General features: G+C 66.4%; 17 protein-coding genes. 11 read left to right on the top strand and 6 right to left on the bottom strand.

Annotation, left to right across the window (positions count from 1 at the left end; all coding sequences use genetic code 11):
• Positions 1-7 precede the first annotated feature (7 nt).
• The 4 genes from NXY83_RS13490 to hemL are packed head-to-tail and all read left to right on the top strand — an operon-like array spanning position 8 to position 4427.
• Complete coding sequence (locus tag NXY83_RS13490; RefSeq protein ID WP_258802717.1) at positions 8-913, top strand: uroporphyrinogen-III synthase; 906 nt, start codon at positions 8-10, stop codon at positions 911-913.
• 60 nt (positions 914-973) lie between these two features.
• Positions 974-1957, top strand: a complete 984-nt coding sequence (gene hemB / locus NXY83_RS13485) for a porphobilinogen synthase (RefSeq protein WP_258802716.1) — start codon at positions 974-976, stop codon at positions 1955-1957.
• Positions 1954-3066, top strand: coding sequence for an LLM class flavin-dependent oxidoreductase (locus NXY83_RS13480; protein WP_258802715.1), 1113 nt, complete (start codon positions 1954-1956; stop codon positions 3064-3066). Before hemB ends, NXY83_RS13480 begins: the two co-directional genes overlap by 4 nt.
• Before the next feature lie 29 nt (positions 3067-3095).
• The gene (hemL, locus tag NXY83_RS13475) at positions 3096-4427 is read left to right on the top strand and encodes a glutamate-1-semialdehyde 2,1-aminomutase (protein WP_258802714.1); all 1332 of its coding nucleotides are present in this window, start codon (positions 3096-3098) and stop codon (positions 4425-4427) included.
• Positions 4428-4535: 108 nt separating this feature from the next.
• Here hemL and NXY83_RS13470 read toward each other — a convergent pair whose 3' ends face one another.
• From NXY83_RS13470 to NXY83_RS13455, 4 genes are all read right to left on the bottom strand, one after another.
• A complete protein-coding gene (locus tag NXY83_RS13470; protein ID WP_258802713.1) occupies positions 4536-5273 on the bottom strand; it encodes an amino acid ABC transporter ATP-binding protein in 738 nt (245 codons plus the stop codon).
• Entirely contained in the window at positions 5270-6034 is a 765-nt protein-coding gene (locus NXY83_RS13465; protein WP_258802712.1) for an amino acid ABC transporter permease, read from the bottom strand. Before NXY83_RS13465 ends, NXY83_RS13470 begins: the two co-directional genes overlap by 4 nt.
• Before the next feature lie 16 nt (positions 6035-6050).
• Positions 6051-6986: an ABC transporter substrate-binding protein gene (locus NXY83_RS13460; protein ID WP_258802711.1), complete on the bottom strand. Its 936-nt coding sequence runs from the start codon at positions 6984-6986 to the stop codon at positions 6051-6053.
• A 325-nt stretch (positions 6987-7311) separates the two neighbouring features.
• The gene (locus NXY83_RS13455; RefSeq protein WP_258802710.1) at positions 7312-8022 is read right to left on the bottom strand and encodes a 3'-5' exonuclease; all 711 of its coding nucleotides are present in this window, start codon (positions 8020-8022) and stop codon (positions 7312-7314) included.
• 63 nt (positions 8023-8085) lie between these two features.
• On the opposite strand from NXY83_RS13455, the gene NXY83_RS13450 reads away from it, so the two are divergent.
• From NXY83_RS13450 to NXY83_RS13440, 3 genes are all read left to right on the top strand, one after another.
• A complete protein-coding gene (locus tag NXY83_RS13450; RefSeq protein WP_258802709.1) occupies positions 8086-8502 on the top strand; it encodes an MGMT family protein in 417 nt (138 codons plus the stop codon).
• Between the two features lie 140 nt (positions 8503-8642).
• On the top strand, positions 8643-11852 hold the full coding sequence (locus tag NXY83_RS13445) for an ATP-dependent helicase (protein ID WP_397427603.1): 3210 nt from the start codon (positions 8643-8645) through the stop codon (positions 11850-11852).
• On the top strand, positions 11849-15382 hold the full coding sequence (locus tag NXY83_RS13440) for an ATP-dependent helicase (protein ID WP_258802707.1): 3534 nt from the start codon (positions 11849-11851) through the stop codon (positions 15380-15382). The genes NXY83_RS13445 and NXY83_RS13440 overlap by 4 nt, the downstream gene beginning before the upstream one ends.
• A gap of 41 nt (positions 15383-15423) precedes the next feature.
• Here NXY83_RS13440 and NXY83_RS13435 read toward each other — a convergent pair whose 3' ends face one another.
• Positions 15424-16653 (bottom strand): macrolide 2'-phosphotransferase, encoded by a 1230-nt coding sequence (locus NXY83_RS13435; RefSeq protein WP_258802706.1) that lies wholly within the window; start codon positions 16651-16653, stop codon positions 15424-15426.
• 146 nt (positions 16654-16799) lie between these two features.
• Between NXY83_RS13435 and nudC the strand changes: the two genes are divergently transcribed.
• From nudC to NXY83_RS20910, 3 genes are read left to right on the top strand one after another with little or no spacing between them, the layout of a single operon-like run.
• Entirely contained in the window at positions 16800-17822 is a 1023-nt protein-coding gene (gene nudC / locus NXY83_RS13430) for an NAD(+) diphosphatase (protein ID WP_258802705.1), read from the top strand.
• A 55-nt stretch (positions 17823-17877) separates the two neighbouring features.
• Positions 17878-20013: an ATP-dependent DNA helicase UvrD2 gene (locus NXY83_RS13425; RefSeq protein ID WP_258802704.1), complete on the top strand. Its 2136-nt coding sequence runs from the start codon at positions 17878-17880 to the stop codon at positions 20011-20013.
• Positions 20010-20681, top strand: coding sequence for a M48 family metallopeptidase (locus tag NXY83_RS20910; protein ID WP_309484078.1), 672 nt, complete (start codon positions 20010-20012; stop codon positions 20679-20681). The genes NXY83_RS13425 and NXY83_RS20910 overlap by 4 nt, the downstream gene beginning before the upstream one ends.
• 27 nt (positions 20682-20708) lie before the next feature.
• Here the strand turns inward: NXY83_RS20910 and NXY83_RS13415 are convergent, their stop codons facing one another.
• Positions 20709-22136, bottom strand: coding sequence for a zinc-dependent metalloprotease (locus NXY83_RS13415; RefSeq protein WP_258802703.1), 1428 nt, complete (start codon positions 22134-22136; stop codon positions 20709-20711).
• A 136-nt stretch (positions 22137-22272) separates the two neighbouring features.
• Here NXY83_RS13415 and NXY83_RS13410 point away from each other — a divergent pair, with 136 nt between their 5' ends.
• On the top strand, positions 22273-23457 hold the full coding sequence (locus tag NXY83_RS13410; RefSeq protein WP_258802702.1) for a YlbL family protein: 1185 nt from the start codon (positions 22273-22275) through the stop codon (positions 23455-23457).
• Positions 23458-23559: the final 102 nt, after the last annotated feature.

The raw sequence follows: 23559 nt of genomic DNA, 5'->3' as shown, positions 1-23559 counted from the left end.
CCTGCCCATGGGATTGGTCTCCCGTGCAGCAGGGCCGGGCAGTCCGCTGGACGGAGCCCGGGTCCTGATCACGCGCAGCCCCGAACGCTCACTGGCGCTTGTGGCTGCACTGGAGAAGGCTGGAGCCAGCGCCCTTCTCCTGCCGCTCATCGACTTCGAGCGTGCGGCAGACCAGCATTCCCTTGATGTTGCCTGCGACGCGCTGGGGGCCGGAGCTTTCGACTGGCTGATGGTTACGAGCGCCACCACAGTCCATGTACTCCTGGGCAAGGCTAAGGAACGCGGCCTTGCGCTGAACCAGCTGGTTCCAGCAGGCACCCGGATCGCGGCCGTCGGGCCTGCCACCTGCAGGCTGTTGGAAACGAACGGGCTGACCGTGCACTTAACGCCTTCGGACGAGCAGTCCGCCGCCGGGATGCTCGATACCTGGCCAGGCGGAGGCAGGGTATTGCTGCCGCAGGCCGATATTGCGGCCCCCCGGCTGGCCCAGGGACTGTCGGCGGCGGGCAGCGACGTCACGGTGGTGACGGCCTACCGGACGGTCGATTACCCGGCGGCCGCTGAGCGAAGGCTTGCTGTGCCCGCGGAAGACGGTGCTGCCGGCCAGGTTACGCCGTCGTACTCGCTGCTCTCGCCGGCCGCAGCCAGCGCCGGGATCTCGGACGGAAGCATCAACGCGGTACTGGCAGCCTCACCCAGCGCCGTGCGGCGCATCGCCGGCCTCTCGCCATTGCACGGCTGCCGCCTGGTGGTGATCGGGCGTTCGACGGCGGAACAGGCCGCCGCGCTTGGCCTGAAGGTGGCCGCGGTGGCCGCCGAGCCTACCCCGGAAGGACTTGTAGCCGCCGTCGAAGCCGCCCTTGCAACAGCCCGTTTCCCGGCAGAGCCGGACGGCCGCGCGGCGCCGCACTGACCTCCGTGCACGAATCCCGGCACAAGCACCCCAACCTGAAACAACGTGAAGGACAGGACCATGACATATCCCAGCCAGCGCCCCCGCCGCCTGCGCACCACTCCTGCCATGCGCCGGCTTACCGCTGAAACACGCCTGGCACCGGCCGAGCTCATCCTTCCGGCTTTCATCAGGGAAGGCCTGGCCGGGCCAAACCCGATTTCCTCCATGCCGGGCGTTGTCCAGCACACCACGGACACCCTTAAGCGGGCGGCCGCTGAGGCTGTTGAGCTGGGACTGGGCGGGATCATGCTGTTCGGCATCCCGGAAACCCGCGACGCCGAAGGCTCGGCCTCCCTTGACCCGGAGGGTGTGCTGAACAAGGCCATCCGGGACGTTCGGGCGGAGGTAGGAGACGACCTGGTCATCATGAGCGACGTGTGCCTGGACGAATTCACCGACCACGGCCACTGCGGGGTGGTGGACGGCGACGGGTACGTGGACAACGACCGGACCGTGGATATCTACGCCCGGATGGCCGTGGCACAGGCGGACGCCGGCGCCCACATGCTGGGTCCCTCCGGCATGATGGACGGACAGATCGCGGCCATCCGGAGCGCGCTGGACCAGGCCGGCCACACCAACACGTCGGTCATCGCCTACGCCGCGAAATACGCATCCGCGTTCTATGGCCCGTTCCGTGAGGCCGTCGATTCGCAGCTCAAGGGCGACCGGCGGACGTACCAGATGGACGCGGGCAACCGCACAGAGGCCCTGCGCGAGGTGGAGCTGGACTTGGCCGAGGGCGCTGACATCGTGATGGTCAAACCGGCCATGAGCTACCTGGACATTGTGGCCGACGTTGCCGCGATGAGCCCTGTGCCGGTCGCGGCCTATCAAATCTCCGGCGAGTACGCCATGATCGAAGCGGCAGCGGCCAACGGCTGGATCGACCGGCGGGCAGCGATTACCGAGTCGGTGCTGGGGATCCGCCGGGCGGGCGCCAACATGGTGCTGACCTACTGGGCGGCGGAGCTGGCCGGCTGGCTGAAGGAATCCAGATGAGCCGGGAGGCGGCCCCGGGGGACGGCGAAGCCTCCCCGGGAGTTCACTGGCAGAACCCCATCGCGCCCGTGGGCAAGGACCGGATCCTGCTCGGCCTCAACACCTTCGGCGACGTAGGTGAGAAACCCGACGGCAGCCCGCAGCCGCATGCCGAAGTCCTGCGCCAGCTGCTGGAACAGGCTGAGCTGGCGGACGCCGTCGGACTCCACGCTTTTGGGGTGGGGGAGCACCACCGCAAGGACTACGCAGTCTCCGCTCCGGAGGTCTTCCTGGCCGCAGCCGCCGCCCGGACGCAGCAGATCCGGCTCGGCTCGGCGGTCACCGTCCTCAGCTCCGACGATCCCATCCGCGTGTTCCAGCGCTTCTCAACCCTGGACGCCATCTCCAACGGCCGGGCCGAGGCGATGCTGGGCCGCGGGTCCTTCGTTGAATCCTTCCCGCTCTTCGGACTGGACCTGGCCGACTACGAGCTGCTGTTCGAAGAGAAGCTCGCATTGTTCGACAAGGTGCGGGCGCAGAAGCCGGTGCACTGGGAAGGCCGCACCCGGCCCCCGCTCCACGGACTCAGCGTCTACCCGCCCCTGGAACACCACTTGCTGCCTGCGTGGATCGGCGTCGGCGGAACCCCGGAGTCCGTGCTCCGCTGCGCGCAGTACGGCTATCCCATCATCTTCGCGATCATCGGCGGCCAGCCGCGGGCATTCCAACCGCTGGCAGACCTGTACCGCGAGGCGATGTCCAAGTACGGGCACCCGATGCAGCCGATGGCCACGCATTCCCCGGGGCACGTTGCCCCCACCGACGAAGAGGCCAGGGAAGAGTTCTTTCCGCACTGGCTCAAGCTGCGGAACCGGCTCGGGGCCGAACGCGGCTGGGGACCGGCCGGACGGCCGGAGTTCGACGCCATGTGCGCCCCGGAAGGAGCCCTCTACGTCGGATCACCGGAGACAGTGGCCCGAAAGATCGTCCTGCTGAAGCAGAACCTTGGGGTTGACCGCTTCGACCTCAAGTACAGCAGCGGGGCTTTGCCGCATGCTGCCATGATGCGGTGCATCGAGCTCATGGGTACTGCTGTGGCGCCCAAGGTGTCTGAATTGCTCGGCAACTAACCGGCCGGCTGACTGAGAGAATAGGAACCATGACTTCCAGCAACCCTCGCAACGAGGCACTCTTCGACCGCGCCCGCCAACTGATGCCGGGCGGGGTCAATTCGCCGGTCCGCGCTTTCGGATCCGTGGGCGGGACCCCGCGCTTCATGGTCGCCGCCAAGGGGCCGTACCTGACGGACGCCGACGGCAAGGAATACGTGGACCTGGTCTGCTCCTGGGGCCCGGCGCTGCTGGGGCACGCGCACCCGGCTGTCCTGGACGCGGTCCACGCCGCCGTGGACCGCGGCCTCTCCTTTGGCGCCTCCACGCCGGATGAGGCAAACCTGGCCGCCATCGTCCAGGAGCGCGTTCCCGCCGTCGAGCGCCTGCGGATGGTGTCCACCGGCACCGAAGCCACCATGACCGCCGTCCGGCTGGCCCGCGGCTTCACCGGACGCAACCTGATCATCAAGTTCGCCGGCTGCTACCACGGCCACCTGGACAGCCTCCTGGCGTCAGCAGGCTCGGGCGTGGCCACGCTGGCCCTTCCCGGCTCAGCCGGTGTCACCGAGGCCACCACGGCCGAAACCCTGGTGCTTCCGTACAACGACCTCGCGGCCGTCAAGGAAGCCTTCGCTACCCACGGGCCCAATATTGCGGCAGTCATCACCGAGGCCGCACCGGCCAACATGGGCGTTGTGACTCCCGAGGATGGCTTCAACCTGGGCCTCTCCCGCATCACCCGCGAGCATGGCGCGCTGCTCATCGTGGACGAGGTGCTGACCGGCTTCCGCACCGGCTACTCCGGCTACTGGGGCCTCACCGGCGGCGCATCGGACGCCGCGGAACCCTGGACCCCGGACCTGCTGACCTTCGGCAAGGTCATCGGCGGCGGGATGCCGACGGCGGCACTCGGCGGACGCGCCGACGTCATGGATCACCTGGCCCCGACGGGACCGGTCTACCAGGCCGGAACGCTCTCGGGAAACCCGGTGGCGATGGCAGCCGGTGTAGCCACGCTGACACACGCCACCCACGACGTGTACTCGTTCATCGACGTCCGGTCCCTGGAACTCTCGTCCGCCGTGTCCACAGCCCTTGATGCGGCGGGGGTGGACCACTCCATCCAGTTCGCCGGGAACCTGTTCTCGGTGGCGTTCGGAACCTCGGTGCACGGTGTCCACAATTACGCGGACGCCCAGGCCCAGGAGGCGTTCCGCTACGCACCCTTCTTCCACTCGATGCTGGAGTCAGGCGTGTACCTGCCGCCGTCGGTCTTCGAAGCATGGTTCCTCTCTGCTGCGCACGACGACGCCGCCATGAACCGGATCTTCGACGCCCTTCCGGCGGCAGCAAAGGCAGCCGCGGCCGCCCAAGGCTAGCCCGGACGCCGGGCACTCACCCCGGCACAAAAAATCCCCGCCTTCCGGACACATCCCCGCTGCATATGAGGGGGAAAGTCTGAAAGGCGGGGATTTCTGTCTGTGTGCCTAGAGGACGTCCGAGAGGAAGCCCTTGAGCCGGTCCGTGCGGGGTGCCGTGAACACCTGCTCCGGAGGCCCTGACTCCACAACGACGCCGGCGTCCATAAACGTTACAGTGTCGGACACGTTGCGGGAGAAGCCCATTTCGTGGGTCACCACAACCATGGTCATGCCACCCTTCGCGAGGTCCGCCATCAGTGCCAGGACACCCTTGACCAGCTCAGGGTCCAGTGCCGATGTGGCCTCATCGAAGAACATGACCTCCGGCTTCATGGCCAGTGCACGGGCAATCGCCACGCGCTGCTGCTGGCCGCCGGAGAGATTGGCGGGGCGGGCATCGGCCTTGTGCTTCAGGCCCACAAGGTCCAGCTGCTCCAGGGCTTCGGCACGTGCCTGGTCCTTGGGCAACTTCCGGAGCTTGCGAAGGGCCAGCGAAACATTGTCCACCACCGTTTTGTGCGGGAACAGGTTGAACTGCTGGAACACCATGCCAATCCGCTGCCGGAGCCCGTCCGGGTTGTCCTTCAGGACCGAACGGCCATCCAGCAGGATGTCACCCTGATCCGGTTCGATGAGCCGGTTCATGACCCGCAACAGGGTTGACTTCCCGGACCCGGAGGGGCCGATCACCGAAGCCGTGGTCCCCTTCTCCACATGCAGGTCAATGCCGCGGAGAACGTGGTTGTGGCCGAAGGAGAGGTGCAGGTTTTTCCCGGTCAGGGTTCCGGAAGCAAATTCCGTCATGCGTGTGCCCCCTTGCCGATAGGTGCCGCCAGCTCATCGGGTTCCTTCTTCTCCGGCTTGCCGGTACGCAGCCGGTGGTCGATGAAGTTTACGAAGTGGGTGAGCGGGACGGTCAGGATCAGGTACAGGACGCCTGCCGCTACCAGCGGCGAGAGGTTGCCTGTGTTGGCCATTGCGTCGTTTCCGATCCGGAAGATTTCCCGGTCGGAGGCGGCCAGGCCCAGCATGAACACCAGCGAGGAATCCTTCAACAGCGAGATGAACTGGTTCACCAGGGCCGGAAGAACCCGGCGGATGCCTTGCGGCACCACCACCAGGCGCATGGAACTGCCGTAGCTGAATCCGAGCGCCCTGGAGGCCTCCAACTGTCCCTTTTCAACACTCTGGATACCTGACCGGAAAATTTCGCCGATATAGGCGGCGGCGATCAAGGTCAGGGCCAGGATGCCCAACGGATATGGGTTCCGTGACCCAGTGATTTCGCGGGCGATCGGGCTCAGCCCGATGCCGATCACCAGAATCACGAGGATGGCTGGGAGACCCCGGAAAATATCCGTATAGATGCGTGCAGCCCAGCGGGCTCCGGCATTGCGTGAGATACCCATCATCGCCAGCAGCAACCCCAGGAGGGAGCCTAAGATGCCCGATGCCACAGCCAGAATCAGGGTGTTGGGCAGGCCCACCATGAGCAGGGCGGGAATGACTTTCGCCATTTCCTCCCAGTTGAAGAAGGTGTCGGCAAGCTGATCCAGGAGATCCATGAACGTCCCGGCTCAATCAGCTCTGGGGAACCGTGGCGGCCTTGCTGCCCGGCTTCCAGTCACTCGGCATCTCACGGTCCGGGTACCATTCCTTGGTCAGCTTGGACCAGGTCCCGTCGGCGATGACCGCGTCAAGGCCGGAGTTCAAAGCATCGATCAGCGGCTGGTTGTCCTTGGCCACGGCGTAGGCGGTGAAGTTCTCCGTGTTGACCTTGGATTCGACGATGGAAGTGCCGTCGCCTTCCTTTACCTGGCCCTCGGCCTGCTGGGACGGTGCCACCCAGGCGTCCACCTGGCCGTTGCGCACGTTGGCATAAACGGTGGCGTAGTCCGGGAAGCGGATCGGCTCCATGCCCAGGGTGTTGGTGACGTAGTCGTCCTGCACGGTGCCCTGGACCACGCCGATACGCAGGTCGGAGGTCAGGTCGTCGAAGCCCTTGACGTCGCCGTCGGACTTGGCAACAACGGCCATGAAACCGAAGTCGTAGCCGTTGGTGAAGCCAACATTCTGGCGGCGCGCCTCGGTGGTGGAGATGGAAGAGGACCCGACATCGAACTGCTTGGTCTGTACCTGGGAGAGGAGGGCCGAGAAGTCGGTGGCAACGAATTCGACCTCGAGGCCGAGCTTGCCGGCGATGGCGCGCAGCAGTTCGTTGTCGTAGCCGGTGAACTTGCCCGAGGGGTCGATGAAGATGTTGGGCGGGGCGTCCGAGAGGGTGCCCACTTCGAGCGTGCCTTCGGTGTTGAGGCCGAGTTTGGTCTTGTCGATCTCGTCGATCGGGGTGACGTCGGCGGTGGTGTACTTGTCCAGCGTCTGCTGGTCGCTGCCGGCGAGGGCATCAGTAGGGGTACCGCTGGGCTGCGAGGATCCTGAGCCGCAGGCTGCCAGGGAAACAGCGAGGGCGATTGCAACGGGAGCGGTAGTGAACCACTTCATCGCTTTGATTTTCATCAGGTTGTCACTTTCATTGAGTCATAAGTCAACCGGGCCGCAAGGCTGCGCGGGTGGCGCCTGGCACCTGCCCCGTGCTGGTCAAGCATGGCCAGGGCAGGGGTGACCGCAAAACTTTATTCTCTCACCTCGGGTACATAGCGCAGGGAGTTGAATCTGATGCGGACATCGGGGCAAAAGCCGAAGAAACTTCGGCCGGAGCCCTCCTGCGTGGTCCAGACTGCTGGACTAGGGCCTGATCAAGCGAATGGGTGGACGCCGTTCCCCGTCCTGCGTAAAAGGCGAAGCAGTGTGACATGCCTCGCATCATGTGGTGGCGTAAGTCCTAGAAGCCGCCGGTGCTTGCGTCCTGTGGAGGGAGGACGGGCCAATCGCCCTCAATAACCGCTGCCGGCTTGGTCTTGCGGAGATAGCCCTGGAAGTCTGCCGCCTGGCTGACGGCCCAGTCAACCTGCAGTTGGTGGAGTTGGCTGGCTGGCATCATCAGCTTGGGGAATTTTCCCGCCATGGCGTCCAGGACCTTCAACGTGGCCAGGGCATCAGCGGCAGAGGTGTGCGCGTTGTCCAGGACCACGCCGTACTCCTCGCACAGCGCCGTCAGGGTCCGCTTGCCTTTCCGGTAACGGTCCACCTGCTTGTTCATGACGTAGGGATCAAGGACGGGGAACCGGGTGAGCTGGGGCACTCCGTACCGCGCGGACTCGGCGGCCAGCACGGTGAAGTCGTAGCTGGCGTTAAACGCGATAACCGGGACGCCGTCGTCGAAAAGGTCCTGCAGGACCGCGGCGAGCTCCTTGGTTACCTCATGGGCAGGACGCCCGTCCCGCCGGGCCTGTTCGGTGGTGACGCCATGCACATCACTGGCCTCAGCGGGAATTTCAACTCCCGGATCGGCCAGCCATTCATGCTCTTTGATGACGTCGCCCTTATGGTCCACCACGGTAACCGAGGCCGTGACAATCCGCGCCGCGCGCGAATTGCGTCCGGTGGTTTCCAGATCGAAGGCTGCTCGGGGGAGGGTGTTCCAGGTGCTCATCCCTCAACGCTAACGGGCACCTCCGACAAATCCTGGGAGCGCCACTGCGGCTACATTGGATCAATGCGGATCGAGTATGTGAAGGCGGTGCTGGCCATTGTGAGGCTGGTACCGGCAGGGTCCGCGGTTTCCTATGGAGACGTCGCCGAACTGCTCGGATCGGGCGGGCCACGCCAGGTCGGGTCAGCCATGAGCCATTACGGGAGTGGCGTCTCCTGGTGGCGTGTCCTTAAGGCGAGCGGACACGCTCCGGAAGGACATGAAGCCGAAGCCCTGCGCCACTACCTCGGGGAAGGAACCCCGCTCGTCGGTGCCTACGAGGCCTTTCTGCGAACAGGGGAGGGCCGTTGGCGCGTGGATCTTCCTGCTGCCCGGTGGTCGCCGACAGACGAGGATTCTGACTGCGTGGATGCCATTGCCGGGCAACTGGAGCGTCGGCTCCATGGATTGTCGGTGGCTGATGATGGAATGTCGGTGTGACAGTAACACTTCCCTTCACGGAACCACGCGACGAATACCGTCAGGCGCCGCAGTCAGACGTGGCGTCCGGCTTTACCCCAGCGGCGGACAGCGCGGGGGGCAGCCCGGACGGGCACGGCGTTCGGACGGCGACCACCGTCCTGCGCCTGCTTCCGCCGCGCCATATTCACGCTGCGGCGCCTTCCCTTACTGCTGATCAACAGGCAGCAGTTGACGTTCCGCAGGGCGCCGGACCCGTGCTTGTTCCGGGGGCGCCCGGCACGGGCAAGACCACCGTCCTCATCGAAGCTGCCGTCAAGCGGGTACTGCGGGACGGCGTGGACCCCGAACGTATGCTCATCCTGGCCCCCAGCCGGCTCGCGGCGGATTTCCTGCGTGACCGTTTCACCGCCCGGCTGGACAGGAGCCTCAGCACCACACCTGCGCGGACGTGGGCATCTTACGCCTTCGACCTGATCCGTCGCGCGAAGGCCGAGGGCGTCATGCAGTTGTCCAGGCCGCCGCGCCTCCTGTCCGGCCCTGAGCAGGACCTCATCATCAAGGAACTCCTTGAAGGCCACCGCTTACCCGGTCTGGAACTTCCCTGGCCCGGGGACCTGGATGGCGCTTTGGAGACCCGCGGGTTCCGCCAGGAGGTCCGGCAGCTCTTCGACCGGATCATTGAGTCGGGGCGGACCGCCGGAGACCTTGTGCAGCTCGGCAGGGAGTGCGGCAGGCCGGACTGGATTGCTGCTGCTGCCCTGTACAGCGAGTACCGGGATGTTTTGGATTTGCGGATGCCGGAGGCCTTCGACCCCGCCGGGATCATCACGGCGGCACGCCAGATTTTTCAGGACGCTCCTGAATTCCTCGCCGCTGAACGCGCGCGCCTGCAACTGATCCTCGTGGACGACATCCAGGAAGCGAACCCGGCCGTGTTCGAGCTGCTGGCAGACATCGCCGGGGGACAGGACTGCTATGTGGCCTCCTCACCGGACACGGTCGTTCAGGGCTTCCGCGGAGCCCGGCCTGACCTCGTCGCCGAGCTGCCCCGGCTGCTGTCCCCGGAAGCCCCGGTCCTGGAGCGGCCGCTTTCGCATTCCCACCGGTTGGCGCCGGGTTTGTCGGACGCCTGGCTCGACGTCGCCGGGCGGATCTCGCAGCGGGCGGGCGGGCAGCTGGCCAGGCGCCTCGAACAGCCGGAGGAACCCCGCCCCCGTGGGGCCGTTGAGGCACACCTGGTTCCCTCTGCCGTGCATGAGCTGCGGTACGTGGCCCAACGGTTACTGGACCAGCACATCAATCACGGCCGGGATCTGACGGACATGGCAGTCGTTGTGCGCAACGGCGGCCAGGTCAGCGAGCTCCAGCGGTATCTTTCGGGGCAGGGAATTCCCGTACGGGTCCCGGTGGCAGAGTCCGCTGTCCGGGACGAGGTGGCCGTACGTCCCCTCCTGGACGCGTTTGCCATCGCCCTCGACCCGACCCTTTTGACGCCTGAAGCCGCAGTGTCCCTCCTCACTTCCCGGATCGGGGGTGCCACCTCTATCGAACTGCGCCGGCTCAGGCAGTCACTGCGGCGCGAAGAACTCCTGGGAGGCGGCGGGCGCACCAGCGACGCACTCCTCGTCGAAGCACTGCTGGAGCCCGGCGCCCTCGCCACCCTTGGTATTGAGGGGCGCGCTGCACGCCGCACCGCCCGGATGATCCACGCCGGGCGGGAAGCAGCATTCCAGCCCGGCGCCAACGCAGAGTCAGTGCTCTGGGCCCTGTGGAGTTCCACCGGCCTGGCTGCGGCCTGGACAGCAACCGCGCTGGCCGGCGGACCGCACGGAGCCCGTGCTGACCGTGACCTCGATGCGATGATGGCGCTGTTCCACACCGCAGAGCGGTATGTGGACCAGATGCCCGGTGCCGGGCCTGAACAGTTCCTGGAGTACCTTTTGAACCAGGAACTGCCCATGGATACCCTTGCCGCACGGGCCCAGGTGGACGACGCCGTCGAGCTCATGACACCGGCCAGCGCAGCAGGACGGGAATGGCCCGTCGTTATCGTCGCCGGGCTCCAGGAGGGAGTCTGGCCCAACACCCGGCTTCGCGGTGAGCTCCTGGGCAGCACCCTTTACGCCGACGCCGTGGAGCACGGCACGCACTATGCAGTGCAACGCGATCCCCTGAGCCGGCTGCGCGATATCCGGTATGACGAGCTGCGCAGCTTCTCCACCGCAGTGTCGCGGGCCAGGGAACTGCTGATCTGCACCGCTGTGTCGTCCGAGGACGACCAGCCGTCGTCGTTCCTTGATTACATTTCACCGCTGGAGCGGGACCAGGAACACAGGGGCTTCACCCCGGTGGAACGTCCCATGACGCTGCGGGCCCTCGTTGCCGAACTCCGGCAACATGCCCAGCTGGACGGAAGCGAAGCTGCACAGGCACGCGAAGCGGCCAGGGTGCTCGCCCATCTGGCGGTGGCCCAGCCGCCCGTCCCGGGCGCCCACCCCTCAAGCTGGTGGGGGCTCGCCCCGCTGACGTCCGACGCAGCCGTGGTCCCGCCCGGCGGCACCATCTCCGTCTCCCCGTCGAAAGTCGAAACCGTACAGAAATCGCCGCTGGACTGGTTCGTGCAGGCAGCAGGGGGCGAAGCGGCCGCAGACTTTGCGCGGAGCCTGGGAACACTGGTCCACGCCATTGCCCAGGACATGCCGGACGCCTCAGGATCCGAGTACGTTGCCGAGCTGGTCCGGCGCTGGCCCACACTGGGCATGAAGGACAACTGGGAGGGAAGGCTTGATTTCCAGCGCGCCGAGTCGATGGTGCGCAAGCTCGCCCAGTACGTCCTGGTCATGCGGAGCGAAGGCCGCAGCCTGGCGGGAGTGGAGCAGGATTTCGAGGTGGCCCTCGGCGAGGTGGCAGTGGACGATGCCCCACCGCGCGAAGCCATCCTGCGCGGCCAGGTGGACCGTCTGGAGATCGACGGCGAGGGCAGGCTGGTCATCGTCGACCTCAAGACAGGGAAACGGCAGCCCAGCAAGGGCGAACTCTCCCGGCACCCCCAGTTGGGCGCATACCAGGCCGCAGTCCTGGCGGGCGGCTTCACGGGCAGCCCGGACAACCGGGATGCCACGCTGCCTGGCGGGGCGGTGCTGGCCCAGCTCGGAACAGGCGCGAAAAGCCCGGCCGTCCAGCAGCAGGATGCGCTCGATCCGCAGGAAAACTGGGCCCTCGACATGGTGAAGGACGCGGCGAAGTTGATGGGCGGGAGCGGGTTTGAAGCACGGCATGATCCAACAAAGGGAAGCCATGGAGGCCATGGGTGCAAACTTCCCGAAGTTTGCCCGCTGTGCGTGCGCGGAAGGCAGGTGACGGAATGAGCGGCAACCTCCAGATACTCCAACACCTCGAATCAGCACCCGGTGCTGCCCTTCCCCCCGGGCCTTCACTGCCCTCGGAGGCACGGTTCACCCCTGAACAGCTGTCAGGGCTGCTCGGCGAAAAGAATGTACCCACCCCCGAACAGTCCGCCATCATCTCATCACCACTGACGCCCCGGCTGGTGATTGCCGGGGCAGGCTCGGGAAAAACAGCCACCATGGCCGACCGCGTGGTGTGGCTTGTTGCCAACGGCTGGGTCAGGCCCGAGGAAGTCCTCGGCGTGACGTTCACGCGGAAGGCAGCCGGCGAACTGGCCTCCCGGATCCGGGCGAAGCTGGTGGCCCTGCAACGCCTGGTCGCAGGGGACACTGCAAACAAGGTCTTCCCCGAAGGCCTGCTCAGCAGTGACGCGCTGGAACCGAAGGTGTCCACCTACCACTCGTTCGCCAGCGGAATCGTCTCCGACTACGGGCTGCGCCTGGGCGTGGAACGGGACGTGGTCCTGCTCGGCGGTGCACAGGCATGGCAGCTTGCCAGCGAAGTGGTTGAGGCCTACGACGGCGAATACGCCCACTTCCGTGCAGCCAAGTCCACCTTGGTGAAAGCAGTCATTCAGCTCGCCGGCGAGTGTGCCGAGCACCTCCAGGAGCCAGAGGACGTTGAGGCCTGGCTGATGGCGCGCCATTCGGACTTTGAGTCGCTGCCCTACCTGGCCGACAAGAAAAAGAACGCGCCGCAGGCCGCCGCCGAGCTTGCCGCCATGCTGAGGACCAGGGCAAGCGTCGCAGACATGGTGGGCCGGTATACCGCTGCGAAGCGGGCACGCGGCGCCCTTGATTTCGGTGACCTGGTGGCCCTCGCGGCCAAGGTGGCCCAGGACGTCCCGCTGGCTGCACAGATGGAGCGGCAGCGCTACAAGGTGGTACTGCTCGACGAGTTCCAGGACACGTCGTACGCCCAGCTGGTCCTGTTTTCGCGCCTGTTCGGCGGCGGCCATGCCGTGACGGCAGTCGGCGATCCCAACCAGTCCATCTACGGTTTCCGTGGAGCGTCGGCCGGTCAGCTGTTCCACTTCGTTCGTGAATTCCCCGTTCTGAAGGGGCCGGCGGCGGAGCCAGGAAGCTGGGCACCTGCGCCCACTTCCTACCTGACCACGGCCTGGCGGAACGGGCGGTCCATCCTGGCGGCGGCGAATGTAATGTCGGAAGCGCTGGGCAAGACCGAGGCGCGGGGGGGACCGGCAGGCGGCGGGGGAGCTCCACCAGCGGATGTGCCGCCGCTGCAGCCCAGCCCCCACGCTATCCAGGGAGCCGTAGTGCTGGGGCGCTTTGCCAGTGATGTGGAGGAAGCCTCGGCGCTCGCGGACGATGTTTTGAAATACCGCGTGACCGACTTCGAGCTGAAGCCTGATGGCGCTCCCGTGCCGCCGGCAATCGCTGTTCTGTGCCGCCGGCGTGCACAGATGGAGACCATCCGGGGCCAATTTGAGGCCAGGGGCATCGCCTACGAGATCGTGGGCCTTGGCGGTCTGCTGGACACGCCGGAGGTTGTTGATCTCGTCGCCACCCTGCGCGTCCTGGCCGACCCCGGCCGTTCAGACTCACTCATGCGGCTCATGGCCGGCGCCAGATGGCGGATAGGCCCGGCCGACCTGATGGCCTTGCGCGACTGGTCGAGGCAGTTGGCAGCCAGGCGGGGCCAGGTCGCGGAACGGTCCGATGATGATTCCCCGGACGCGGAGGCGACCATCCTGGAGGGAGACCTCACCGATGGCGCGAGCCTCGTGGAGGCCCTGGACTGGTTGCCACGGGACGGGTGGATGTCGGCAAACGGCAGGTCCCTCAGTACAGAAGCGCGCAGCCGCCTGGGCCGGCTGTCCGCGGAGCTGCGGCAGTTGCGGGGCTACCTCGGCGACGATCTCACCACGCTCCTGGGCGAAGTGGAAAGGGCCATGCTCCTGGATATCGAGGTTGCTGCGCGCCCAGGCGCCAGCATCCACCAGGCCCGCCGCAACCTGGACGCCTTCCAGGACGCCGCTGCCGGATTCCTTCGGACGTCGCAACGGGTGGACATTCTCGCCTTCCTGGCATGGCTGGAAGCAGCTGCTGCCGAGGAAAACGGACTGGAGGCGCCGCCCAGCGATGTAAACCGGGAGGCCGTCCAACTCCTTACCGTTCATGCTTCCAAGGGCCTTGAGTGGGATGTCGTCTTTGTGCCCGGGCTGAACGCCGGAGCGTTTCCCAGCGACAAGGACTCCCGCTGGAGCAGCGGGGCGGCCGCTTTGCCGTGGCCACTGCGGGGGGACCGCGCGGACCTGCCGCAATGGGACCTGGACCAGCCGGACCAGAAAGGCTGGCTGGACGCCGAAAAGGACTTCAGGGCGGCGGTCCAGGCCCACGGGGAATCGGAGGAGCGACGCCTCGCCTACGTTGCCTACACCAGGGCGAAGCATGTCCTGTGGCTTTCCAGTGCAGCATGGGTGGGATCCCGGGCCGGGCGCGCTGACATGTCACCTTTCCTGGCCGAGCTTGAAGGCCTGGTGAATCCAACACCGGCATCGCCGGCTCAGGCCACGGTCCATCCCCGGTCGCTGGACGAAGCCGCTCTTCCCGAGAGCAGCCCGCTGACAGCCGAAACCGAGGTCGCCGGGTGGCCGTACGACCCACTGGAGGGCCCCGTGGACCCCCGGACGGGCGGGCGCCTCCGGCTCGCCCGCGGACGCAGGGTCGCCATGGAAATGGCTGCTGCCCGCGTGCTGGCCGCGCTGGAGTCCGGGACAGGTGACCTGCAGCCCATAATTCCTGCAAAAGCAGAACCCCAATTTCTGCCCGGCGACGGTGCCGGAGTTGGCGGTACGGCGGCTGGCTGGGCCCGGGAAGCGGCCTTGCTGCTGGAACGGAGAGCCAGGAGGTCCAATGGCCACGACGTCCATCTGCCGAGCCACATCTCCGCTTCCACACTCGTAGATCTGGGGCAGGACCCGGCAGAAGTGCTCGCCAGGCTGCGCCGGCCGGTTCCTCGGGAACCTGGAATGTCAGCCCGGAAGGGAACCGCATTCCATGCGTGGGTGGAGGAATACTTCGGTAACGCCGGGATGCTTGACCTTGGGGAAGCCCCGGGCTCGGACGACCACATTGATGCGGCCTATGACCTCGATGCCATGGTGGCCACATTCCGGGCATCACCGTGGGCTGAGCGGTCACCGGCCTTCGTGGAGGTCCCGGTGGAGACCCGGGTTGGGGAGGTGGTGGTGCGCGGGCGGATCGACGCAGTTTTCCAGGATCCCGACGGCTGCTGGGACCTGGTGGACTGGAAGACCGGGCACCGGCCCTCCGGCGCCCAGCTAAGGGCCAGGTCGGTGCAGCTCGCCGTATACCGGCTGGCTTGGGCGCGGCTCAAGAACGTCCCGCTGGAAGACGTGCGGGCGGCCTTCTTCTACGTTGCGGACAACCAAGTGGTGCGGCCCCATGATCTTGGAACCGCGGCAGAGCTGGAGGAAATCGTGGCAGCGGCCCTGGGCTCGTCCTGAGGCCTGCCGCGGCAGTTTGGCTGCTGAGGGCTCCCGCCCGGTTAGGTCTGCTTGGCGTTGATGATCGAGATGGCGGCAGTGGAAGTGTCGTCCGGTCCCTTCGCATCCTTGACGTTGTCAGCTCCGGGCTGGGTTTCTACGGGAATGGGGGTCACAAGGACTGCCGGCTGGACAGGCGCCGGTACCGGAACAACCGTTACGGCGGGCACCCCGGCCCGGAGAGCGCCGTCGGACGCGCCGCCGTCGGACGCGGAAGTACCTGCGTCGGCAGCTTCCGCGGTGGAGGGGGCCACAGGCGTTACAGGGCCGGCTGAAACTGCGGGGGATGGAAGGGGCTCCACGCTGATGGGCTGCCCGCCATGCTCTGCAATATCGCTGGCGAGGGTTTCCAACATTCCCTCAGCTTCGGCAACCATGCCTGGATCGGCGGCGGCGATCCCCTTCACGAGGTATTGTGCCAGGGCGAATTCGGCGGAAAGCGCGGCCCTGCGCAGCAGATGGTTGTCCGGGGTGTCCCGGCGGCTGGCCGTGTAGCCGGCCAGGACGGCGTCCACGAAGTCCTGCTCGTTGGACGCCACCAACCAGGCAAAGTCGTCTGCCGGATCGCCGATCCGAAGGTCGGTCCATCCTGTGACGGCAGTGACGCGCTGGCCTTCCACCAGGAGGTTGTCCTCGTGCAGGTCGCCGTGCACCACACACGGATTGAAGCGCCACAGGGAAACATCCTCCAGGGCGTGTTCCCAGCGCCGCAGCAGGGCCGGTGGAATCTTTCCGGTGGTGGCGGCCTGGTCCAGTTCGTTCAGCCTGCGCTGCCGGAACTCGTTGGGGGTGTAGCTGGGCAGGTCGGCGTTGCTGACCAGCGCCCGGGGCAGGTCGTGGATGGCGGCCAGGGCCACTCCTATTTCACGGGCCAGGGTTTCCGGCCCTGCTGTCAGTTCCTCCACGCTGCGGGTGCTGCCTGCCAGGTGTGAGTAGACAAACGTGCTCAGGGTTCCCAGCCGTACGCTGCCGGCTACCGTGGGCATCAGGAACGGAAGTTCGGCACGGATGCCGGGAGCGAAGGCCCGCAACACCAGGAATTCGGTTTCCAGCCTGGCGCTGGCCTCCGCGTGCCGGGGCGACCTCACCCGCCAGCGCTTACCCTCGGAATCCAGGAGCAGGGCGGAGTCGAAGTCGGCTGGATCGTCCGGGGCAGAGCTAACGGCCGTTGGGGTCAGTCCGGGGACTGCCGCGGTTGCAACGGCTGCCAGTTCAATCGGTTTTCTTCTCACCGTTCCACGGTAGATTGCCCGTCGTCCAAGAGACCGGTCTGCCGGCGGCGAGTCTTCAGATAGGTGCAAATCCGGGTATCCCCGGGAGGGGCCCGGCGGCCCCGCCGGAAATGTGAATTGTCGGTTCCAGTCAGTACGGTGGACTCATGAGCCACGCCGAGTCTGCCACAACGGTCCATCAGGGGGCGCCGGCACTGCTGCCGGCCAACCACCTTCGGGATTCCCTGCTTCCGGTCCCGCCGGCCCTGGTGGAGCGGGGATCCGTGGCGCGGACCAGGCCGGGCATGGTGGATGAACTCCTGGCCGAAACGGACACGCTGGCCATAGTCCTGTCCGGGAGGCAGGGACTGGTGAACGGCGGTGGCCTGTTCATTGCGGGCGCACGGGCGCTGTTGCAGGGGCTCTCCGCGGCCGCGGTCACACCCGACCTGGTGATCTACCTTGGTTCAGCCCTGCCCGGAGCCGATCTTCCTGCCGGCACTGAACTGCTGCTGTTTGTCCTGCCGGAGGCTGTTGAGCCGGGCACCGCAGGAATCCCCGCGGAAGCAGATTGGGCAGGGTTCCGCGATGTTGCAGCCGGCCTGGATGCAACTGCTACTGCTTTGTTCGTAGAGGCCAGCGCTATCGTCAACTGGCACGCCGGCCACACCCACTGTCCGCGGTGCGGGACGCCCACCACCGTCGAAGCGGGCGGCTGGGTGCGCCGGTGCCCGGCAGATTCTTCGGAACACTACCCGCGGACGGACCCTGCGATTATTGTCACCGTTGTGGGGCCTGACGGCCGGCTGCTGCTGGGAGGAGGGGGGCCCGCGGATGCGAAGAACTACTCCACCCTGGCAGGTTTCGTGGAGCCCGGAGAATCGCTTGAGCAGGCAGTGGTGCGGGAGGTCCTGGAGGAAGTAGGTGTGCGCGTCAGCGCCTGCCAGTACCTGGGCTCGCAGTCCTGGCCGTTCCCCGCCTCCCTTATGCTTGGATTTACCGCTGTCACCGAAGATGCCGAGGCAACGCCCGACGGCGTGGAAATCACCAGGGCGCGCTGGTTCAGCCGGGAGGAACTCCAGGACGCTGTGCTCAGCGGTGACATCACCATTTCCAGCAGGCTCTCCATCGCGCGGGCGCTCATTGAGCACTGGTTCGGCGGACGGATCGAGGACCGCGCCGCCGCCTAAGACTCCTATCCACCAGACTCCAAGCATGCGGTAGTCGAGACACAAAGCAGCAGAAGTGACTACAGAGAATATTGACGGCGGAGCCTCCCTCGAGGACCGCATCCTTGGCGGACTGGACGCTGAACAGCGCGAGGTGGCCAGTACCCTAAACGGCCCCTTATGCGTGCTCGCCGGGGCCGGGACCGGAAAGACCCGTGCCATCACCCACCGCATCGCGTACGGCGTGCACTCCGGTGTCTACACGCCGCAACGGCTGCTGGCCGTGACCTTTACGGCCCGGGCAGCGGCCGAGATGCGCAGCAGGCTGCGGGACCTCGGGGCGGGCAACGTTCAGGCCCGCACCTTCCACGCTGCGGCCCTGCGCCAGCTCCAGTTCTTCTGGCCGCAGGCCGTCGGCGGCACGTTGCCCAACCTCCTGGACCACAAGGCGCAGATGATCGCCGAGTCGGCGCGGCGGCTTCGGCTCAGCACGGACCGGGCCTCCATCCGGGATCTCGCTTCCGAAATTGAGTGGGCAAAGGTATCAATGCTGACCCCGGCCAACTACCTGGAGAACGCACAGGGGAGGGGAACCCCGGGCGGCTTCGACCTAACGGCGGTGGCCCGGGTGTTCCAGGCCTATGAGGACGTCAAGACCGACCGTAATGTGATCGACTTCGAGGACGTGCTGCTGATTACTGTCGGGATCCTCCAGGAGGACGAGAAGGTTGCTGCCACCGTCCGTGACCAGTACCGGCACTTTGTGGTTGACGAGTACCAGGACGTGTCCCCGCTGCAGCAGCGGCTCCTGGAACTGTGGCTGGGGGGCCGCGACGAACTCTGCGTCGTGGGTGACGCCAGCCAGACTATCTACTCCTTCACCGGCGCGTCGCCCCGGCACCTCCTCGACTTCAAGGCCCGTTATCCCCAGGCCAACGTGGTTAAGCTCATCAGGGACTACCGCTCCACCCCTCAGGTAGTGAAGCTGGCGAACGATCTGCTGGGAGGCAGGCGAAGCGGGGGGCCGGTTGCCGACGCCGCCTGGGCGGCGCCCCTGCAGCTCGTGGCACAGCGGCCGGCTGGTCCGCCGCCCCAGTTCACGGAATGCGCCGACGACGAAGCGGAGGCCGCCACCGTCGCGCAGAGGATCAGGGGGCTCCTCGACGCCGGCACTCCCGCCAGCGAGATGGCAATACTGTTCCGCACCAACGGCCAGTCCGAGGCCTACGAGCAGGCCCTCGCCGCGGCAGGGATCGGATACCAGCTGCGCGGAGGCGAACGGTTCTTCGCCCGCAAGGAAGTCCGGGACGCCATCCTCCAGCTGCGGGCGGCCACCAGGGCGGTGGTTGAGACGGATTCCCCCGAGCCTCTTGGCCAGCTTGTCCGCGACATCGTCTCCTCCCTCGGCTACACCGACTCGGCTCCGCACAGCGGCGGCGCACTCCGGGAGCGCTGGGAGTCCCTGGCTGCACTTGTCGCCCTTGCCGATGAACTGGTGCAGACCCGTGGTGCGCAGTTCGGCCTGGCCGACTTCGTCAACGAACTCCAGGAACGTTCACTGGCCCAGCATGCGCCTACGGTCCAGGGCGTGACGCTGGCGTCCCTGCACGCCGCCAAAGGCCTGGAATGGGATGCGGTCTTCCTGGTGGGGCTCAGTGAGGGCCTGATGCCCATCTCCTTCGCCGACTCGCCGGAATCCGTCGACGAGGAACGCAGGCTGTTGTATGTAGGCATCACGCGGGCACGCGAACATCTGTCACTGTCCTGGAGCACCGCCCGAACACCTGGCGGACGCGCCAACCGCAAACCGTCCCGGTTCCTTGATGGCCTGCGGCCCGACTCGGTTGCAAGCTCGAGCACGCGGGGCAAAGGCCCGGCTCCCCGCCGGAAAGCGGCGGCCCCCGCCATGTGCCGGGTCTGCGGAAGCATGCTCGCCACCGGCGCTGAACGCAAGGTGGGACGCTGCAACGCCTGTCCACCAAGTTACGAGGAACAGACCTTTGACGCGCTGCGGAGCTGGCGCAGGGAAGTAGCGCTGTCCGCCGAGGTCCCGGCCTTCGTGGTTTTTACGGATGCAACGCTGACAGCCATTGCCGAGGCCCGGCCGGCGTCGCTGGAAGAACTCGCCGGGCTTGCCGGGGTGGGCCCTTCCAAGCTGGAGAAGTATGGGGAAGACGTCCTCCGGGTCCTTATTGAAAGTACTGCCCTGTGAGGCGGAGCCCCGCGGCGAAGAACAGCCGTGACCAAGCTCCTGGGGCTGCCCTTACCACCGCCGATGGCGCTCCCGTGGAGGTGAGGCGTTCCGCCCGGCGTACCCGCACAGTGGCAGCATTCTGGGAAAACGGAACCGCGGTTGTTGCCATCCCGGCCCGTTTCACCGCTGCACAGGAGAGGGAATGGGTGCACCGGATGCTCACAAAGCTGCAGCGCCAGGGGGAACGCCGTAGCGCGGCCGGCAGGAAACGCCCGGTTTCGGATGCCGCCCTCGCGGCCCACGCCGCCCATCTATCCGGACAGTACCTGGCCGGACGCGCTGTCCCCGCATCGGTGCGCTGGGTGACGAACCAGAATTCGAGGTGGGGGTCCGCCACTCCGGCAGACGGGACCATCCGTCTTTCGGACAAACTCCGCCCCATGCCCCAATGGGTCATCGACTATGTCCTGCTCCACGAACTCGCCCACCTCCTGGTGGCCGGGCACAATGCCGCCTTCTGGAAGCTGCTTGAAGCGTATCCGGAGACGCAACGCGCCAAGGCATTCCTTGAGGGCGTCTCGTATGCCACGGCACGCGGCCTCACGGACAACGGCGGCGGGCCCGGCGGGGAAACCGCCGCCAGCGGCCGGCCCGGGCAGGAAAGCCGGCCGGACGACGCCGACTAGTCCCTGCTCAGGCAGCCACCGCTGAACTCAGCCCTTCGGCTGGCTGTCCCCGCCGTCGTCGTCCTTTGACCCGTCTTGCCGGTCATTTTCGGACTCCGGGGCCTGCTGGCCGTCGAATCCGCCGCTGAGCAGTTTCTGCAGCGCATCATCGACTTCGGTGTCGCTGGCTTCGGCGAGTTTCCGGCGTCCGCTGAAGCCCTTGGGATCGTCCAGGTCCTCCCCGGTGGGCAGCAGGTCCGGGTGGTGCCAGATGGCGTCGCGGCCTGCTATGCCGCGTTCTTCCTTAAGGGCGGCCCACAAGGTGGCGGCGTCACGCAGCCGCCGCGGCCGCAGTTCGAGGCCGACCAGGGATGCGAAGGCGTGTTCCGCCGGTCCTCCCGTGGCGCGGCGGCGGCGGACGGTTTCCCGGAGGGCTCCGGCGGACGGCAGCATCTTTTCGGTGGCGGCAGCCGTGAGTTCGTCCACCCACCCCTCCACAAGGGCGAGTGCTGTTTCCAGCTTCTCCAGTGCCTGCTCCTGGGCAGGCGTCCGCTGGGGCATGAAAACGCCCTGCGAAAGGGCTTCCTGGATGCCTTCGGGATTGCTTGGATCCAGATCCCGTGCCAATTCCTCGATGCGGGAGGTGTCGATGTGGATGCCCCGGGCGTAGGCCTCGATGGCTCCCAGCAGGTGCCCGCGCAACCAGGGAACCTGGACAAAAAGCCGGGCATGGGCAGCTTCGCGTACCGCGAGGAAGAGCCGGATGTCGTTTTCAGGCAGGGACAGCCCCTCACCGAATGCGGCAACGTTTGCGGGCAGCAGGGCCATCTCAAGATCGGCCAGCGGCACCCCGATATCGGTGGAACTGACCACATCCGCTGAGAGGGCCCCGATGGCCTGGCCCAACTGCATGCCGAAGATGGCGCCGCCCATGTTCTGGAGCATGGAGGAGGCACCGCCCATCATGGACTTCATTTCCTCGGGCATCTGCTCCGTCATGGCGGAGGAAAGCGCATTGGCGATGCTGTTGGCCACCGGTTCCGTGAGCCTCTTCCAGGTTCCCAGTGTGGCCTCGACCCATTCCGCACGGGACCAGGCCCGGCCGATCAGGCCCGTTGCCGGCAGGTCCGTGACAGGGTCGAGCCACAGTTCCGCCAGGCGGAGGGCCTCGTCCACCTCACGCGACTGCTGGGACGTCACTGAGGGATCGGCGCTGCTTGCTGCCACCCGCCGGGCATTCTCGTGGGCCAGCGTCCAGTTCACGGGTCCCTCGGAAGGGGCGCTCATCATCGCCTGGACCTGCGAGAACATCTGGGCCAGCAGGTTGGGGTCGTTCGGCAGGCCGGCGGCCTTGGCGAGCTCGGCGGGATCGAAATTTTCCATCCCCTTGCCGCCCATCAGGTTCTGCAGCATCTCGGTCAACGGATCCTTGGGGGTATCGTCGCCGTTGGACGGATTAAGTGGATTGGAGGTCATGATCCCGCCGATCGTCGGTGTGACTGTTGATCAACCTTCACGGTACCCCGGCCATGGTCGGCTGTCTGCCGCACTGCGTCGGCGTTCGCTGTAGGCAAAGAGCTGTCCGCTGCCGCCACCGCGTAGTGTTGATGGGGTGACTACAACCCGTGGCGGCTACCCTTCGGAGGACCACGCCCCTGACCTCCCTCGCGATGCCTTTTCCCCGGAGGCGGACGGCGGCAGGACGGCCGACGGCGGGAATCCGGCTGGGGAGGCGGGCGCCGCACCCAGGGACCCAAGGGTTTCCGCGATGATGCTGGCGGGTATGGCGGCGCTGGGGCTCGGAATCGGCGTCGGTACCATTCCCGTGCCTTATGTTGTGGAATCACCCGGGCCCACCTACAACACCCTGGGGCAGAGCGGCGGGGCCCCGGTCATCAAAGTCACCGGCCGGGAAACCTACCCTGCGGCCGGAAACCTTGATCTGACCACCGTGTACGTGGCCGGCGGGCCCAACGGCCCGGTCAACCTCCTTGGTGCCTTTTCCGCATGGCTTGACCCCGCCAAGGCCGTCCATCCGGTGGAACTCCTGTATCCGACGGGCACCACCAGGCAGGAAGCTGAAGAACAAAGCGCGGTGGCCATGACCACATCGCAGGACAACGCGGTGGCCTCTGCCCTGAATGAACTGGACATTCCCTTCGGTCAACAGCTTCAGGCGGCGGGCCTTTCCGAGGGATCGCCGTCAGAGGGCAAGATCCAGCCGGGGGACATCCTGAAAGCCATCAACGGCAAGGACATCACCTCGCTGGCCGTCATCCAGGAGGAACTGGCCGCAGGCAAGGGCTCCCCGGTCACCGTCGTCCTGGAGCGGGAGGGGCAGCCAGTCACCCGGACGATCACGCCGAAGGACAACGGTGAAGGCCGTTTCATCCTCGGTGTCATGCTCAAGTACCTCTTCACTTTCCCCTTCGATGTGGAGATCTCGCTGGAAAAGGTGGGCGGTCCGTCCGCAGGTTTGATGTTCTCCCTGGGCATCATCGACACAGTCACCCCCGGCGACCTCACCGGCGGAAAGCACGTTGCGGGGACCGGTGCCATTTCCCCGGACGGCGCCGTCGGGCCCATCGGCGGGATCGCGCAGAAGATGCAGGCTGCCCGCGCCGGGGGAGCCACCCTGTTCCTGGCACCCGCTGCCAACTGCGGGCAGGTCGCAGGGCAAATCCCGGACGGACTGCAGGTGGTCCGGGTGGAGAACCTGGCAGAAGCAAGGGAAGCGGTCGAACTTGCCGGCAGCGGGCAGGACACATCCGGCCTGCCTGCCTGCACAAACAACTAGACTGGGCGCAACTAGACTCGACAGGAACTAAGCACTACCGCCACTCGTGGCAATTATGACGGACAAAACCAGCAGTTTGGCCGGTGGAGTTCGTCGCCCGCA

Source organism: Pseudarthrobacter sp. NS4, from assembly GCF_024758005.1.
In the GTDB taxonomy this organism is placed as follows: Bacteria; Actinomycetota; Actinomycetes; order Actinomycetales; family Micrococcaceae; genus Arthrobacter.
This window is presented reverse-complemented; position numbering and strand designations above follow the sequence as displayed.

Bases quoted from the DNA above. Each gene is read 5' to 3' on its own strand.
- NXY83_RS13490 (WP_258802717.1), top strand. From the start codon at position 8: ATGGGATTGGTCTCCCGTGCAGCAGGGCCGGGCAGTCCGCTGGACGGA.
- hemB (WP_258802716.1), top strand. From the start codon at position 974: ATGACATATCCCAGCCAGCGCCCCCGCCGCCTGCGCACCACTCCTGCC.
- NXY83_RS13480 (WP_258802715.1), top strand. From the start codon at position 1,954: ATGAGCCGGGAGGCGGCCCCGGGGGACGGCGAAGCCTCCCCGGGAGTT.
- hemL (WP_258802714.1), top strand. From the start codon at position 3,096: ATGACTTCCAGCAACCCTCGCAACGAGGCACTCTTCGACCGCGCCCGC.
- NXY83_RS13470 (WP_258802713.1), bottom strand. From the start codon at position 5,273: ATGACGGAATTTGCTTCCGGAACCCTGACCGGGAAAAACCTGCACCTC.
- NXY83_RS13465 (WP_258802712.1), bottom strand. From the start codon at position 6,034: ATGGATCTCCTGGATCAGCTTGCCGACACCTTCTTCAACTGGGAGGAA.
- NXY83_RS13460 (WP_258802711.1), bottom strand. From the start codon at position 6,986: ATGAAAATCAAAGCGATGAAGTGGTTCACTACCGCTCCCGTTGCAATC.
- NXY83_RS13455 (WP_258802710.1), bottom strand. From the start codon at position 8,022: ATGAGCACCTGGAACACCCTCCCCCGAGCAGCCTTCGATCTGGAAACC.
- NXY83_RS13450 (WP_258802709.1), top strand. From the start codon at position 8,086: ATGCGGATCGAGTATGTGAAGGCGGTGCTGGCCATTGTGAGGCTGGTA.
- NXY83_RS13440 (WP_258802707.1), top strand. From the start codon at position 11,849: ATGAGCGGCAACCTCCAGATACTCCAACACCTCGAATCAGCACCCGGT.
- nudC (WP_258802705.1), top strand. From the start codon at position 16,800: ATGAGCCACGCCGAGTCTGCCACAACGGTCCATCAGGGGGCGCCGGCA.
- NXY83_RS13415 (WP_258802703.1), bottom strand. From the start codon at position 22,136: ATGACCTCCAATCCACTTAATCCGTCCAACGGCGACGATACCCCCAAG.